The sequence below is a fragment of the Streptomyces tendae genome (genome assembly GCF_008632955.1).
Taxonomy (GTDB): Bacteria; Actinomycetota; Actinomycetes; order Streptomycetales; family Streptomycetaceae; genus Streptomyces.
Genome location: NZ_CP043959.1, coordinates 2,115,384 through 2,130,487 on the forward strand (window position 1 = coordinate 2,115,384; position 15,104 = coordinate 2,130,487).

The following is a 15,104-nucleotide window of genomic DNA, read 5'->3' on the forward strand; positions in this document are numbered from 1 at the left end:
GGCGCCTTCGCGTTCCCCCACCCCGTTAGACTCGGCCCTTGGCACCTTTGCGTCCCGAGGACGGAAAGCCGCGACGCCGAGCAGACGCGCGACGGACCATTCGTCCACGAGTCGATGACGGGGACCATCGCCCTTGGGGCCCCTCCCAGCGACAGCTGGGGGACAACCGGAAGCACGGGAAGAGATGTCGGCACCGAATAAGTCGTACGACCCTGTCGAGGTCGAGGCGTTGAAACCGGAAGAGATCGAGCGCATGCGGGACGAGGCGCTCGCCGCCTTCGCCGCCGCGGACTCCCTCGACGCGCTCCAGGAGGCCAAGGTCGCCCACACCGGCGGCACCTCCCCGCTGGCCCTGGCCAACCGCGAGATCGGCGCCCTGCCCCCGCACGCCAAGGCCGAGGCCGGCAAGCGCGTCGGCCAGGCGCGCGGTGCCGTGAACAAGGCGTTCGCCGCCCGCCAGGCCGAGCTGGAGGCCGAGCGCGACGCGCGCGTCCTGGTCGAGGAGGCCGTGGACGTCACGCTGCCCCACGACCGCGTCCCGGCCGGCGCCCGGCACCCGCTCACCACCCTCTCCGAGCGCATCGAGGACATCTTCGTGGCCATGGGCTACGAGGTCGCCGAGGGCCCCGAGGTCGAGGCCGAGTGGTTCAACTTCGACGCCCTGAACATCGGCCCGGACCACCCGGCCCGAGGCGAGGCCGACACGTTCTTCGTGCAGGGCCCGGAAGGCGGCACCGAGTCCGGTGTCGTGCTGCGTACCCACACCTCGCCCGTGCAGGTCCGCTCCCTGCTCGACCGCGAGCTGCCGGTCTACGTGATCTGCCCCGGCCGGGTCTACCGCACCGACGAGCTGGACGCCACGCACACGCCGGTGTTCCACCAGGTCGAGCTGCTCGCCGTGGACGAGGGCCTGACCATGGCGGACCTCAAGGGCACCCTGGACCACATGGTGCAGTCGCTGTTCGGCGCGGAGATGAAGACCCGGCTGCGGCCGAACTTCTTCCCCTTCACCGAGCCGTCCGCCGAGATGGACATGCTCTGCTACGTCTGCAAGGGCGCGTCCGTCGGCAACCCCGACCGGCCCTGCCGCACCTGCTCCAGCGAGGGCTGGATCGAGCTCGGCGGCTGCGGCATGGTCAACCCGCGGGTGCTCACCGCCTGCGGCGTCGACCCGGAGAAGTACAGCGGCTTCGCCTTCGGGTTCGGCATCGAGCGGATGCTGATGTTCCGCCACAACGTCGAAGACATGCGAGACATGGTCGAGGGTGACGTCCGGTTCACCCGGCCGTTCGGGATGGAGATCTGATGCGGGTCCCGCTTTCCTGGCTGCGGGAGTACGTCGACCTGCCGGCCACCGAGACCGGCCGTGACGTGCAGGCCAAGCTGATTTCGGCCGGCCTCGAGGTCGAGACCGTCGAGCACCTCGGCGCCGACCTCAAGGGCCCCCTGGTCGTCGGCCAGGTGCTGACCGTCGAGGAGCTCGAGGGCTTCAAGAAGCCGATCCGCTTCTGCACCGTCGACGTCGGCCAGGCCAACGGCACCGGTGAGCCCCAGGAGATCGTCTGCGGCGCCCGCAACTTCGCCGTCGGCGACAAGGTCGTCGTGGTCCTGCCCGGCGCCACCCTGCCCGGGGGCTTCTCGATCAGCGCCCGCAAGACCTACGGCAAGGTCTCGCACGGCATGATCTGCTCCAGCGACGAGCTGGGCATGGGCGACGACGGCACCCACGGCATCATCGTGCTGCCGCCGGAGACCGAGGTCGGTACGGACGCCGTCGAGCTGCTCGAACTGGTCGACGAGGTCCTGGACATCGCCGTCACCGCCAACCGCGGCGACTGCCTGTCCATCCGCGGCGTCGCCCGCGAGACCGCCATCGCCTACGGCCTGCCGCTGCGCGACCCGGCCTTGCTCGACGTACCCGGCCCCAACGCCTTCGGCTACCCGGTGAAGGTCTCCGACCCGGTCGGCTGCGACCGCTTCACCGCCCGCACGGTGACCGGCCTCAGCCCCGAGGCGCGTTCCCCGATCTGGCTCCAGCGGCGCCTGCAGAAGGTCGGCATGCGCCCGATCTCGCTCGCCGTCGACGTCACCAACTACGTGATGATGGAGCTCGGCCAGCCGCTGCACGCCTACGACCGCCACCAGGTCCAGGGCACCATCGGCGTCCGCCGCGCCCAGGAGGGCGAGAAGATCGTCACCCTCGACGGCGTCGAGCGGAAGCTGCACGCCGAGGACCTCGTCATCACCGACGACCGCGGTCCGATCGGCCTCGCCGGAGTCATGGGCGGCGCCGACACCGAGATCGCCGACCACGAGGTCTCCGCGGAGGGCGGTGCCGCGACGACCGACGTGGTCATCGAGGCCGCACACTTCGACCAGGTGTCCATCGCGCGCACCGCCCGCCGCCACAAGCTGTCCTCCGAGGCGTCCCGCCGCTTCGAGCGCGGCGTGGACCCGCAGGCCGCGGCGGCCGCCGCGCAGCGCACCGTCGACCTGCTGGTGCTGCTCGCGGGCGGCACCGCCGAGGCGGGCGTCACCGAGGTCGTCGCCCCGAGCGCGCCGCACACCATCAATATGGCCGCCGACCACCCGGACAAGGTCGCCGGTGTGGCCTACGGCCGCGAGACCGTCGTCCGCCGTCTCCAGGAGGTCGGCTGCGACGTCTACGGCCAGGACGAACTCATCGTCACCGTGCCGTCCTGGCGGCCCGACCTCACCGACCCGAACGACCTCGCCGAAGAGGTCATCCGGCTGGAGGGCTACGAGAACCTGCCCTCCACCCTGCCCAGGCCGCCCGCCGGCCGCGGCCTGACCGGCCGCCAGCGGCTGCACCGCCGCATCGGGCGGGCGCTGGCCGGGGCCGGTTACGTGGAGGCGCCGAACTACCCGTTCGTCAGCGAGCACGTCTTCGACCAGCTCGGCCTGGACGCCGACGACCCGGCCCGCCGCGTGGTCAAGCTGGTCAACCCGCTCAGCGACGAGGAGCCCGCGCTGCGCACCTCGCTGCTGCCGGGGTTGCTCGCCGCGCTGCGCCGCAACGACGGCCGCGGCTCGCACGACCTGGCGCTGTTCGAGACCGGCCTGGTCTTCCAGCCGCGGGACACGGCCAAGGTCGCCGCGGACCTGTCCGTCGACCGTCGGCCCAGCACCGACGACATCGCCGCGCTGAACGCCGCGCTGCCCGACCAGCCCCGGCACGTCGCCGTGGTCATGGCCGGCGCCCGCGAGCAGGCCGGCTGGTGGGGCAAGGGCCGCCCGGCCGACTGGGCCGACGCGGTCGAGGCCGCCCGGACCGTCGCCCGCGAGGCCGGCGCCGAACTCGGCATCTGCAAGGGGCAGTACGGGCCGTGGCACCCGGGCCGCTGCGCCGAGCTGACCGCCACCGTCGACGGCGCCGAGCGCGTCGTCGGCCACGCCGGTGAGCTGCACCCGCGTGTGCTGAAGGCGCTGGGTCTGCCCGGGCGTGCCTGCGCGATGGAGCTGGACCTGGACGTCCTGGAGCGGATCGGCGACACCGTCCCGCAGGCGCCGTCCATCTCCACCTTCCCGGTCGCCACGCAGGACGTCGCGCTGGTCGTCGACGCGTTCGTGCCCGCCGCGGACGTGGAGGCCGCGCTGCGTGAGGGCGCCGGCGAACTGCTGGAGTCCATCCGCCTGTTCGACGTGTACGAGAACGCCGAGCAGCTGGGCGAGGGCCGCAAGTCGCTGGCGTACGCGCTGCGCTTCCGCGCGGACGACCGGACGCTGACCGTCGACGAGGCGTCCGCGGCCCGCGAGGCGGCCGTCGCCCTGGCGACGGACCGCACGGGGGCGGTACTCCGCGGCTGACGCCGCGCGCTCTCCCGCGTTCGCGCAGGGGCCGGTCACAAGGCAGCACGCCTTGCGGCCGGCCCCGATGTGCGTTCGGGGCGGGGCGGTGGGGACGGCCCGGTGTGGCGGTGGGGCGACGGGCCCGCCGGGGTGCCGTCGGACGGCGGGCCGTGGTACCCGGCTGCCGGAGCTTTGTGGGCGCGGCGCGGAGGGGCCGTACCCGGTGCGGGTGACGGCCTGCGGAGGGGGCGTTGGGGTTCTGGGCGTCCTCAGGGGCCGGAGGGACGGTTCCGCTTCGGGCATATGCGGGGGTCGGCGCGGGCATGTCAGGGCTGGTCAGCAGGCGGAACGTCAGCCTCCCACCGGTTACTCACTCGTTCGGGTGACTGAGCCGGGTGATGCGGCTGGATCGGGGGTAACGCTCGACAGAATCGGACCGGCCTCTCGAGGCCGGTCTGCGCTGTCCGGGCCTATTTGGGGGGCCATCGGCATGATCCGCTTCAAGCCCGGGGCTCCCCGAGGGGTGCGACCCCGGCTCCTGTCACGGGTGCGCTCCCTCGCGGTGCCCACGGCCTGGGGCGCCGTCGCCGTCGCCTACCGGCTGACCTGCCCGCTCGCCCGGGACGACGCCATCGGCGCGCGCCTGGTCAGCAGCGCCGTCCTGTGCGCGGTCGGCACCGGCATTCTGCTGCACATCCGGCGCCGCATGCTGCGTGAGGTACGGCAGGCCCGGCGGATCGCCGAGGCCGCGCAAAGCGTGCTGCTGAGGCCCCCGCCGCCCCGGGTCGACGGGCTGGCCGTCGCCGCCGTGCACCTCTCCGCCGACCGGGGAGCCCGCATCGGCGGCGACCTGTACGAGGTGACGGCCACCGAGCACGGCGTACGCGCGGTCATCGGCGACGTCCGCGGCCACGGCCTCGGCGCCGTCCGCACCGGCGCCGCCGTCCTCGGCAGTTTCCGCGAGGCCGCCCACGACGAGCCGGACCTGGCCGGGGTGCTGCGCCGACTGGAGCGGGCCCTGGACCGGCACCTGCGCGAGCGGGCGCACGGCGAGCACGAACCGGCGGACGGCGCCGGCACCCCGGTCGCCGAGGAGTTCGTCACCGTCCTGCTGCTGGAGATCCTCCCGGACGGGGAGGTGCGCGTCCTCAACTGCGGGCACCCCTGGCCGTACCTGCTGACCGGCGCGGGCGCGGAACCGCTCACCGGGGCCGAGCCCCTCCCGCCCCTCGGCCCGTTCCCGCTTCCCGGCGAGCTGCCCACCACGGCCCCCGGCAGGCTGCGCCCCGGCGACACCCTCGTCCTGCACACCGACGGCGCGGAGGAGGCGCGGGACGCCGAGGGCCGCTTCTTCCCGCTGCGGGGCGTCCTCGCCGAGGCCGCGCGCGAGCGTCCGCAGACTCCCCAGGTGGTACTGCGCACGGTGCTCGCGGCGCTGCTGCGGCACACCGCCGGCCCGCCGAAGGACGACGTGGCGCTGCTGATCCTCAGGAACGAGCGCTGCTCCTCGCCCGTGCGTCAGACCCACTCCGTCCCCCGCTCGGCCACCGCCGACCGCTAGCCGATCGTTCGGATCGGGCCGGGCTCGCGGGCCTGATGCGAACGACAGAGCCTGGGGCCGGCATGCGAGGCCGGCGGGCCGTCCGCCCGGCCACGGAGTGTCGGGCAGGCAGCCGGGCGGACGGCGGGAAAACGGGCCGCCGCACTGTACGAGGGGGAGCCGGCGGCCCGGCCGGCCTCTTTCGAGGCATTTCAGTCAACCGGCCGGGCACGCTCCGCGACAGCGCGCGCACACTACGGATGCGGGCACTCCGTTCACACCCCGTGTGAACGCGCAGCCACTAGTCTGTCCGCACCGAGCCAACGGGGGGCCGAGATGCAGCCCAACACTCTCCTCGACGCGATCCTGGACGAGGCGGGGGTCTCCCACGCGGGACTGGCCGCGCGCGTCAACCAGGCCGGCCGGGCACGTGGCCTGACGCTGCGGTACGAACACACCGCCGTGGCCCGCTGGCTGAAGGGGCAGCGTCCGCGGGGCCAGGTGCCCGACCTGATCTGCGAGGTGCTCGCCGCCCGCCTGCGCCGCCCGGTCACCCTTGACGACATCGGTCTCGGAGTCCCCGGCGGACCGTCCGCCCCGCACACCGGCACCCTCTCCGGCTTCGTCGAGCGGGCGACCGCGCTGTGGCGCTCCGACCAGCAGGGCCGCCCGCATCTGCTCGGCGCCCCCGCGGTCACCGGCACCCCGGCCGTGATGCCCGTGTGGGAGTGGGAGAACCCGCCCGAGGACGTCGACGTCTCCCGCGGCGGCCCGCACCGGGTCACCCTCGGCGACCTGGACATGCTGCGCGCCGCCCGCGCCCACTACGAGCAGCTGTACCGCAAGGCCGGAGGCATGGCGACCCGCGCCCGGATCGTCGGCTTCCTCAACGCGGAGGCGGCCCCGCTGCTGCGCGGCAGCTACACCGACGCCATGGGCCGTCAACTGCACCGGGCCACCGGCGGATTGGTCGCCATCGCCGGCATCTGTGCCTACGACTCCGACGCGCACGGCCTCGCCCAGCGCTACTTCCACCAGGCGCTGCGGCTGGCCAAGGCCAGCGGCGACCGGGGCCTCGGCGCCTACGTGATCGCCCTGCTCGTCAACCAGTCGCTGTTCATGCGGGAGTTCCGGCAGGCCGTCGCCTTCGCGGAGGCCGCGCTGCGCACCGCCGGGGCCGACATCACCCCGGCACTGGCCTCGGACCTGTACGCGATGCAGGCCAAGGCGTACGCGCACCTCGGCGACGGCACGAGCGCGCTGTCCCGCATCCGGCGGGCCGAGCGGTCCGCCGAGCGCATCCGGCGCGGCCACGAGCCCGACGAGACCGGCTATGTCCAGCCCGGCCTGGTCAACGTGCAAGTGGCGGAGGCGCTGTTGAGCCTCGGCGAGCTGGCGGCGGCGTGGGAGCACGCGGCGGCGGCCGTGGACAACCCGGCGCACGACCGGGGCCGGGTGCACCGGCTGGCCATGCTGAGCACCATCGAACTGCGTCAGGGCAATGCCGACCGGGCGGTGGCCGTCGCGGTGCAGATGGCCGAGCAGGCCCGCGGCATGGAGTCGCAGCGACTGCGCGACCGGCTGCGGGCGGTGCGCGAGCACCTGGTGCGCAGCGGCTGTCCGGGCACCGCGGAGGCGGCCGAACTCATCGACGGGGCGCTGCGGGTACCGCTGTAGGCACCCGCGCCCCGGCTCCGGCGTACGGCGGGCGGCCGGGACCGTATCCGCGGCACACCGCGCCCGGCGCGTGCCTCCGCCGCGCCTTCCCCTGCGTCACGGGCGGCCTCCCGTGCGCCTGCTGCACGGCCCTCACGGCTGCGATATTGCCCCTTACTCATCGGAAGGCGGCAGAAGCATGCAGTGGACGAAACAAAACGAGCAACCTGTGTACGCAAATCGCTGGTTCAGCGTCAATCTCGCCGATGTCGAACTGCCGGACGGCCGTCACCTCGACCACTTCCTCATACGGCTCAGGCCGGTCGCCGTGGCCACGGTGGTGAACGACGCCAACGAGGTCCTGCTGCTGTGGCGGCACCGCTTCATCACCGACAGCTGGGGGTGGGAGCTCGCGGCGGGCGTCGTGGAGGACGGCGAGGACGTCGCCGTGGCGGCGGCGCGGGAGCTGGAGGAGGAGACCGGCTGGCGGCCCGGCCCCCTGCACCACCTCATGACCGTGGAGCCGTCCAACGGCCTCACCGACGCCCGGCACCACATCTACTGGTCCGACGAGGGCGAGTACCTCGGCCACCCGGTGGACGACTTCGAGTCGGACCGCCGCGAGTGGGTGCCCCTGAAACTGGTCCCCGACCTGATCGCCCGCGGCGAGGTCCCGGCGGCCAACATGGCGGCGGCCCTGCTCCTCCTCCACCATCTGCGCCTCTAGGAAGCGGGCCGGACGGACTCCGGCAGGCCCAGGAGGCGCGGCCGGCTTCCGGGACGCGACAGCGGGCCCCGAGCCGGGTGTCCGGCAAGGGGCCCGCTGTCTGGGAGGTCACTCGTAGGCGTAGAAGCCCGACCCGGTCTTCCGGCCCAGCCGGCCCGCGTCCACCATGCGCTGGAGCAGCGGGGGAGCGGCGTACAGGGGCTCCTTGTACTCCTCGTACATCGAATACGCGACCGAGGCGACCGTGTCCAGGCCGATCAGGTCGGCGAGCTTGAGCGGGCCCATCGGGTGGGCGCAGCCCATCTCCATGCCGTTGTCGATGTCCTCACGGCTGGCGATGCCGGACTCGAACATCCGGATCGCGGACAGCAGGTACGGGATCAGCAGCGCGTTCACCACGAAGCCGGAGCGGTCCTGGGCGCGGATCGCGTGCTTGCCCAGCACCTTCTCGGTGAAAACCTGCGCGCGGCTCAGTGTGCCCTCGGAGGTGGTGAGCGCCGGGATCAGCTCGACCAGCTTCTGCACCGGGGCCGGGTTGAAGAAGTGGATGCCGATGACGTGGTCCGGCCGGGAGGTGGCGACGGCCAGCTTCACCAGCGGGATGGAGGAGGTGTTCGACGCCAGGATCGCGTCGGGGCGGGTCACCACCTGGTCGAGCACCTGGAAGATCTCCGTCTTCACCTGCTCGTTCTCGACCACGGCCTCGATCACCAGATCACGGTCGGCGAACTCGCCGAGGTCCGTGGTGAAGGTCAGCCGGGCCTGGGTGGAGGCCAGCTCCTCCTCGCTGATCTTGCCGCGCTCCGCCGCCTTCGACAGGGAGTTGAACAGCCGGGTACGGCCGATCTCCAGGGCTTCGCCGGTGGTCTCGGCGACCTTGACGTCCAGCCCGGCCCGGGCGCACACCTCGGCGATTCCCGCGCCCATCTGACCGCAGCCCACCACTCCGACGCGTTCGATGTCGGTCACATCGTCCCTTTCGCTCCTGCTTACGGCTGTGGCAGGGTGCCGGGTCCCGGCGCCTGCTCCGTTCGAGCACGTTACTCCGAAGTATCGATGATCGATCGCGGGGGTGCGGCATCCTGGCCGGGACACCGCCCCGACCAGGCAGTTCCGAGCGGTTCACGACAGATGTCCAAGGGGGACGAGGGGTGCGGGTGTCACGCAGGAGCTTCGCGGCGGCGCTCGCCGCCCTGGCGGTGCCGGGGGCGTCCGCCGCCCCGCGGCCGGAGCCGGGCGCGGCGGGCGCCCCGGGCCGGGGCGGTGCGGCGAGCGGCGAGATGCGGGGGATGTGGGTGGCCACCGTCACCAACCGCGACTGGCCCTCACGCCCCGGCCTGGGTGCCGACCGGCAGCGCGCCGAGCTGACCGCCCACCTCGACACGGCCGTCCGCGCCCGCCTCAACACCGTGATCCTCCAGGTGCGGCCCACCGCCGACGCGCTGTGGCCCTCCCCGTACGAGCCGTGGTCGCAGTACCTCACCGGTACCCAGGGCACGCACCCCGGCTGGGACCCGCTCGGCACCGCCGTCGAGGAGGCGCACGCCCGCGGCCTCCACCTGCACGCCTGGTTCAACCCCTACCGGGTGGCCCTGCACACCGACCCCGCCCGGCTCGCCGCCTCCCACCCCGCCCGCCGCAACCCCGGCTGGGTGATCCCGTACGGCGGCAAGCTGTACTACGACCCGGGGCTGCCCGAGGTCCGGGCCTTCGTGCGGGAGGCGATGCTGGACGCGGTGCGCCGCTACCCGGTCGACGGCGTCCACTTCGACGACTACTTCTACCCGTACCCGGTGGCCGGCCAGACCTTCGACGACGACGAGACGTACGACCGCCACGGCGGCGCCTTCCCGGACCGGGCGGCCTGGCGGCGGGACAACGTCGACCGGCTGGTGCGGGAGACGGCCGAGGGGATCAGGGCGATCCGGCCCGGCACCCGCTTCGGCATCAGCCCGTTCGGGGTGTGGCGCAACGCCGACGTGGACCCGCGCGGCTCCGACACCCGCGCGGGCGTGCAGTCGTACGACGACCTGCACGCGGACACCCGCACCTGGGCCGCGGAGAACTGGATCGACTACATCTGCCCGCAGCTGTACTGGAACATCGGCTTCGCCGTCGCGGACTACGCCAAGCTGCTTCCGTGGTGGGCCGAGGTCGTCCGGGGCACGAAGACCAGCTGTACGCGGGGAGGCGCTGTACAAGGCGGGGACCCGGCGCAGTCGGCGGCCTGGGGCGATCCGGCCGAGCTGTCCCGTCACCTCACGCTGGCGAAGCGCCACCCGCAGGCGCGGGGACACGTCTTCTTCGCGGCGCGTGAGGTGACGGCCGATCCGGTCGGGGCGATGGCGCGGGTGGTCGCCGACCACTACGGCCGGCCGGCCGGCCCCCCGGCCTGATCAGTGCCGGGTCATGCTCTCCCGGTGCCGGATCTCGGTGTCGGGACCGGGCGAGCAGACACCCTCGTGCCCGTCCTCGAAGCGGACCCGGTAGGGCGGGTTGCCCTCCCGGCCGAGCACTTCGACGATCTCGCCGGCCTTGTCGTGCTGGCCGACCACCCTGCCGTGCTGGACAAGACGGTCACCCTCGGTTGCGCGCATCTTCGCCTCCTCACCACGCGCGGGAGCAGCGGTCCATGCCCTTCGAGTCTACGGCGGGGGCCGCGCCCCGGCTCTACGGCGGACGAGCCGGTTCCACGACGGGGCCCCCGGTTCCACGGCGGGGGCCCCGGTTCCGCGGCGAGGGCGCAGTCGGCCGCGGGCCGTCACGCGCCCCCCGCCGGGCCCCGGGCTACCCCCGCGCCCGCTGGGTGACCGCGATGCACACCAGGACCGCGGCCGCCGTCAACGGGGCCGCCAGCGGCAGGTGCTCGCCGAGCAGCAGCACCGACCACACCAGGGTGAGCAGCGGCTGAGCCAGCTGCAGCTGGCTCGCCTTGGGGATGCCGATCGCCGCCATGCCCCGGTACCAGGCGATCAGCCCCAGGAACTGCGAGCCCGCCGCCACCCACAGCAGCCCCGTGACGCTGTGCGCGGTCAGCCACACCGGCTCGACGGTCAGGGCGACCGCGGCGACGGGCACGGTGAGCGGCAGGCACAGCACCAGCGCCCAGCCGATCACCTGCCACCCGGCATGGCCCGGCCAGCCTTCCGCCCTCGGTGTAGCCGGCCGCGCAGATCAGCAGCGCCCCGAAGAGGTACATGTCGGCCGTGGACAGCGCGCCCCCGCTCTGCTGCACCGTGAACGCCAGCACCGCGGCCGCGCCGACGAGCGCCGCCGCCCAGAAGGTGCGCGAGGGGCGGGCGCCCGTCCGCAGGGCCGACAGCAGCGCCGTGGTGAGGGGAAGGAGGCCGACCACCACGGCGGCGTGCGCGGTGGTCGAGGTCCGCAGGGCCAGCGTGGTCAGCATGGGGAAGCCCAGCACCACCCGGCGGCGACCACCGCGAGTCCCGGCCAGTGGCGGCGGGCCGGCGGCGGACGCGCAGCGCGAGCAGGCAGCCGCCGGCGATCACCGCCGCGAGCACGCTGCGCACGGCCACCAGCGACCAGGGACCGAAACCCTCCAGGCCCCAGGCGGTGGCCGGGAAGGTCAGGGAGAAGGCGACCACGCCGAGGGCGGCCTGCAGGGTGCCGAAGCCTCGGCTGCGCGGGGGAGCGGTGACTGCTATCGGAGGCGCGGTGATAGCGCTACTCTGTGCTCTCATGCACGACAGTAGCAGCGTGGGTGAGCTGGCGGAACAGTTGCGACAGGAGCTGGACCGCTACTCTCCCGGTGAGAAGCTCCCGTCCAGCCGGGCGTTGGTGGAGCGGTTCCGGGTCAGCCCGGTGACCGTCTCACGGGCCCTGGCGCGGCTCGCCGCCGAGGGATTGGTGGTCACCCGCCCCGGCGCCGGCGCCTTCCGTGCCGCACCCCGCACCCCGGCGGCGCCCACCGGGGACACCTCGTGGCAGGAGGTCGCCCTCAGCGCCGACGGGGCCGCCGACCTCGTACCGCGCTCGGTGGACGCGTCCGGGGTGCTGGTGTCGCTGGCCGCACCGGCGCCCGGGGTGGTCGAGTTCAACGGCGGCTACCTGCACCCCTCGCTCCAGCCGGAGCGGGCCATGGCGGCGGCGCTGGCCCGCGCCGGGCGCAGACCGGGAGCCTGGGGGCGGCCGCCCATGGAGGGACTGCCGGAACTGCGCGAGTGGTTCGCCCGCGCCATCGGCGGGCCGGTGACGGCGGCGGGCGTGCTGGTCACCTCGGGCGGGCAGTCCGCCCTGACCACGGCCCTGCGGGCGCTCGCCCCGCCCGGCGCGCCCGTCCTCGTCGAGTCGCCCACCTACCCGGGCATGCTGGCCATCGCCCGAGCCGCCGGACTGCGCCCGGTGCCCGTCCCGGTGGACGCCGACGGCGTACGGCCGTCACTGCTCGCCGACGCGTTCCGGGCCTCCGGCGCCCGGGTCCTCGTCTGCCAGCCGCTGTTCCAGAACCCCACCGGCGCCGTGCTCGCCCCCGAACGGCGCGCGGAGGTGCTGCGCATCGCCCGGCAGGCGGGCGCCTTCGTCGTCGAGGACGACTTCGTACGGCGGCTGGTGCACGAGGACGCGGGCCCGCTGCCGCGCCCGCTCGCCGCCGACGACCCCGACGGGGTGGTGGTGCACGTCAGCTCGCTCACCAAGGCCACCTCGCCCAGCTTCCGGGTGAGCGCCCTCGCCGCGCACGGCCCGGTGCTGGAGCGGCTGCGGGCCATCCAGGTCGTCGACACGTTCTTCGTGCCCCGCCCGCTGCAGGAGGCCACCCTGGAACTGGTCGGCTCGGCCGCCTGGCCGCGCCATCTGCGTGCCGTCGCCACGGCGCTGCGCGGCCGCCGCGACGCCATGACCGCAGCGCTGCGCCTGAACCTGCCGGACCTCGCCCTCCCGCACGTCCCGTCCGGCGGCTACCACCTGTGGCTACGGCTGCCCGACGGCACGTCCGAGTCCGCGCTGACCGGGGCCGCCCTGCGCGCGGGCGTCGCCGTCACCCCCGGGCGCCCCTACTTCAGCGCCGAACCGCCCGCCGGGCATCTGCGGCTCAGCTTCGCCGCCGTGGCGGGCACCGGGGAGATCACGGAGGGCGTGCAGCGGCTGCGTACGGCCTGGTCCCAGGTGGTGGGATAAGGGCTCGACGCCCGTCGCCGGCAACTGCGAGCATCGGCGCATGACTGCCGACCCCCGCATGCCCGAGGGCTACGAGATCTCCGCCGACCCCGCCCGGATCGACGCCGGGAAGGTGCACCGGTGGCTGTCCACCGACGCGTACTGGGCGCTGGGCCGCTCCCGGGGGACACAGGACCGGGCCATCGCGGGATCGCTCAACTTCGGCGTGTACGACACGGTCACGGGCGACCAGGTGGCGTATGCCAGGGTCATCACCGACCGGGCCACCTTCGCCTGGCTGTGCGACGTGTACGTCGACCCGGCCGTGCGCGGCAAGGGCCTCGGCACCGCGATGGTCACCGCGGTGCGGGAAGAGGTGCGGGACCACGGCGTACGGCGGGTCCTGCTGGCCACGCACGACGCGCACGAGGTGTACGCGCCGCTGGGGTTCCGCCCGCTGGAGCGGCCCGACCAGTGGATGGCGCTCATCTTCGAGCAGTCGTGAGCACTGTGTCACCTTGAGTGACCACGCGGTGGTGGCTCTTGACCAGCCGACCCGGGCGGCTGACCATCGCCGCATGGCACTTCGGGTCACGTTCGTCGCCGCCGCGGGGAGCTCCACGGTGCTGTCCGAGCGCTTCGAGGACGCCCGGCCGCTGGACCAGGCCGGATGGCACGAGGTGCAACGCGCCGCGCACGAACTGCTGCCCTTGGCGGCGGCCGATCTGCGCTACTGCTCCCCGGCCCCGCGCAGCCGCGCCACCGGGGAGGGGCTCGGTTATGCGCCGCTGGTGCAACTCGCCCTGCGGGACTGCGACATGGGGCGCTGGCGCGGGCTGACGCTGGGGGAGGCGATGGCCCGGGAGCCGGAGGCGGTGGACGCCTGGCTGACCGACCCGCGCTCGACGTCGCACGGCGGGGAGTCCCTCTGGGACTTCATCGGCCGCGTCGGCGGCTGGCTCGACACCCGGCCGGTCGAGGACGGCTGCCGGATCGTCGCCGTGGCCGAGCCGTCGGTGATCCGCGCGGCGCTAGTCTACGTGCTCAAGGCGCCGCCCGCGACCTTCTGGAACATCGACGTCCGCTCCTTGTCCACGATCAGCGTCGCCGGCCGGGCGGGCCGCTGGAGCCTGCGCCTGGAAGGCGTCTCGGCGCAGCCGACGCGCGCGTAGGCCGGGCGTGCCCGGCTCCACTCCCGTGGGCGCCCGGCTTCGGCTCACGCGGGAGCGCGCCCACGGAGCGTCCGTCGCCTCACTCCACGCGCACGTGATCGGTGACGAGTTCCAGGTCCTTGGCCGGGCCGCGCACCCGCCAGACCACGCGCCAGTGGCCGGCGTCCCGGACGGTGAACTCGCCCCGGTAGAGGTCCGCCGAGCAGGGGTGGTCGGCGACGTACCGGCCGGCCCTGAGGTCCAGGTCGTGGAACGGACGGCCGTCCGCGAACCGCACGTCCGCCGTGCCGTCGGGCCCGGGCAGGAAACGCAGCGTCCGCTCGGCGGGCCGGGTGACGCCCCGCCAGGTGAAGTCGCCGGACTCCCGCTGCAGCAGTCCGCCGTCCTCCCACGGGCCGAAAACGACCGTCCCCCGGAACCGGCCCTCGTCACCGCCCGCCAGGTCCCGTACGACGCGCTCCGCCCGCCAGCTGCCGCTGAGGTAGCTCAGTGCGTCGGGTACCGGCCAGAACTCGCCCATGCCGCCCCGTTCTCCCGTGCTCTCCGGTGCCTCACGCCCGATTGACGTGCCCCTGCCTCCTCTCTATCTTGCCGTTCTACGTACTGACCGACGTCCGGCATTTCGACCGTCGGGAGGAGTGGCCCCCGCGGTTCCGGGCTAGGCTCTGGTCCCCATGAGCGACCTGGCGGTCTGGAAGCGGGTGCGGCGGTCCGACAGGGCCGTCGCACCGTTCGCCGGCGCGGTGAGCGCCCTGGTGGGCGTGGTGCTGCTGTGCCTGGCGATCGGCGTCATCGGCGACCCCGCCACGCGTGAGGAGGAGAACGCCGCGCAGGAGCTGGCGCTGCAGGTCTTCGGCTGCTGGCTGCTGGGCGGAGCGGCGCTGTACGCGGTGCTCGGCATGTTCCGCGCCCTGCTCGGCCACCTGGCAGCCCTCCTGATCACACCGCTCGCGCTGATCGTCGCCCTCCTGGTCCTGACAGCCTGACCGTCCGTCCGCCTGTCTCCGGCCCCGTTGCGGGGGTGTCCGGAGGGTCCTCGCATGACCACATTGCATAAACGTGCAGCGAAACGTATAGTCATGCC

At 73.8% G+C, this 15,104-nt stretch carries 13 protein-coding genes and 1 pseudogene; 10 read left to right on the plus strand and 4 right to left on the minus strand.

The features are described from left to right. Positions 1–184 precede the first annotated feature (184 nt). From pheS to F3L20_RS09890, 5 genes are all read left to right on the plus strand, one after another. Positions 185–1,306 (plus strand): phenylalanine--tRNA ligase subunit alpha, encoded by a 1,122-nt coding sequence (gene pheS / locus F3L20_RS09870; RefSeq protein ID WP_024885133.1) that lies wholly within the window; start codon positions 185–187, stop codon positions 1,304–1,306. Further along, positions 1,306–3,828, plus strand: coding sequence for a phenylalanine--tRNA ligase subunit beta (gene pheT / locus F3L20_RS09875; RefSeq protein WP_150153895.1), 2,523 nt, complete (start codon positions 1,306–1,308; stop codon positions 3,826–3,828). Before pheS ends, pheT begins: the two co-directional genes overlap by 1 nt. A gap of 472 nt (positions 3,829–4,300) precedes the next feature. After that, positions 4,301–5,371, plus strand: coding sequence for a PP2C family protein-serine/threonine phosphatase (locus tag F3L20_RS09880; protein WP_150153897.1), 1,071 nt, complete (start codon positions 4,301–4,303; stop codon positions 5,369–5,371). A gap of 315 nt (positions 5,372–5,686) precedes the next feature. After that, positions 5,687–7,027 (plus strand): transcriptional regulator, encoded by a 1,341-nt coding sequence (locus tag F3L20_RS09885; protein ID WP_150153899.1) that lies wholly within the window; start codon positions 5,687–5,689, stop codon positions 7,025–7,027. Positions 7,028–7,205: 178 nt separating this feature from the next. Continuing rightward, positions 7,206–7,733: an NUDIX hydrolase gene (locus F3L20_RS09890; RefSeq protein ID WP_150153901.1), complete on the plus strand. Its 528-nt coding sequence runs from the start codon at positions 7,206–7,208 to the stop codon at positions 7,731–7,733. Between the two features lie 108 nt (positions 7,734–7,841). Here the strand turns inward: F3L20_RS09890 and F3L20_RS09895 are convergent, their stop codons facing one another. Continuing rightward, positions 7,842–8,702 carry a 3-hydroxybutyryl-CoA dehydrogenase gene (locus F3L20_RS09895; protein WP_150153903.1) on the minus strand — a complete coding sequence of 287 codons (861 nt, stop codon included), beginning with the start codon at positions 8,700–8,702 and terminating at the stop codon, positions 7,842–7,844. Between the two features lie 188 nt (positions 8,703–8,890). Between F3L20_RS09895 and F3L20_RS09900 the strand changes: the two genes are divergently transcribed. Continuing rightward, the gene (locus tag F3L20_RS09900) at positions 8,891–10,129 is read left to right on the plus strand and encodes a glycoside hydrolase family 10 protein (RefSeq protein ID WP_150153905.1); all 1,239 of its coding nucleotides are present in this window, start codon (positions 8,891–8,893) and stop codon (positions 10,127–10,129) included. Here F3L20_RS09900 and F3L20_RS09905 read toward each other — a convergent pair whose 3' ends face one another. Next, entirely contained in the window at positions 10,130–10,330 is a 201-nt protein-coding gene (locus F3L20_RS09905) for a DUF1918 domain-containing protein (RefSeq protein WP_150153907.1), read from the minus strand. Between the two features lie 190 nt (positions 10,331–10,520). Beyond that, positions 10,521–11,434 (minus strand): annotated as a pseudogene (locus F3L20_RS09910) (DMT family transporter). Between F3L20_RS09910 and F3L20_RS09915 the strand changes: the two are divergent. The 3 genes from F3L20_RS09915 to F3L20_RS09925 all read left to right on the plus strand — a co-directional run bounded on the left by F3L20_RS09915 (position 11,433) and on the right by F3L20_RS09925 (position 14,020). After that, positions 11,433–12,869 carry a PLP-dependent aminotransferase family protein gene (locus tag F3L20_RS09915; protein WP_150153909.1) on the plus strand — a complete coding sequence of 479 codons (1,437 nt, stop codon included), beginning with the start codon at positions 11,433–11,435 and terminating at the stop codon, positions 12,867–12,869. The pseudogene F3L20_RS09910 and the gene F3L20_RS09915 sit on opposite strands and share 2 nt — an antisense overlap. Before the next feature lie 40 nt (positions 12,870–12,909). After that, a complete protein-coding gene (locus tag F3L20_RS09920) occupies positions 12,910–13,353 on the plus strand; it encodes a GNAT family N-acetyltransferase (protein ID WP_150153911.1) in 444 nt (147 codons plus the stop codon). Positions 13,354–13,426: 73 nt separating this feature from the next. Next, positions 13,427–14,020: a histidine phosphatase family protein gene (locus F3L20_RS09925; protein WP_150153915.1), complete on the plus strand. Its 594-nt coding sequence runs from the start codon at positions 13,427–13,429 to the stop codon at positions 14,018–14,020. A 79-nt stretch (positions 14,021–14,099) separates the two neighbouring features. Here F3L20_RS09925 and F3L20_RS09930 read toward each other — a convergent pair whose 3' ends face one another. Continuing rightward, entirely contained in the window at positions 14,100–14,540 is a 441-nt protein-coding gene (locus tag F3L20_RS09930; protein WP_150153918.1) for a DUF6314 family protein, read from the minus strand. A 154-nt stretch (positions 14,541–14,694) separates the two neighbouring features. Here F3L20_RS09930 and F3L20_RS09935 point away from each other — a divergent pair, with 154 nt between their 5' ends. Further along, positions 14,695–15,006, plus strand: coding sequence for a hypothetical protein (locus F3L20_RS09935; RefSeq protein WP_150153921.1), 312 nt, complete (start codon positions 14,695–14,697; stop codon positions 15,004–15,006). Positions 15,007–15,104: the final 98 nt, after the last annotated feature.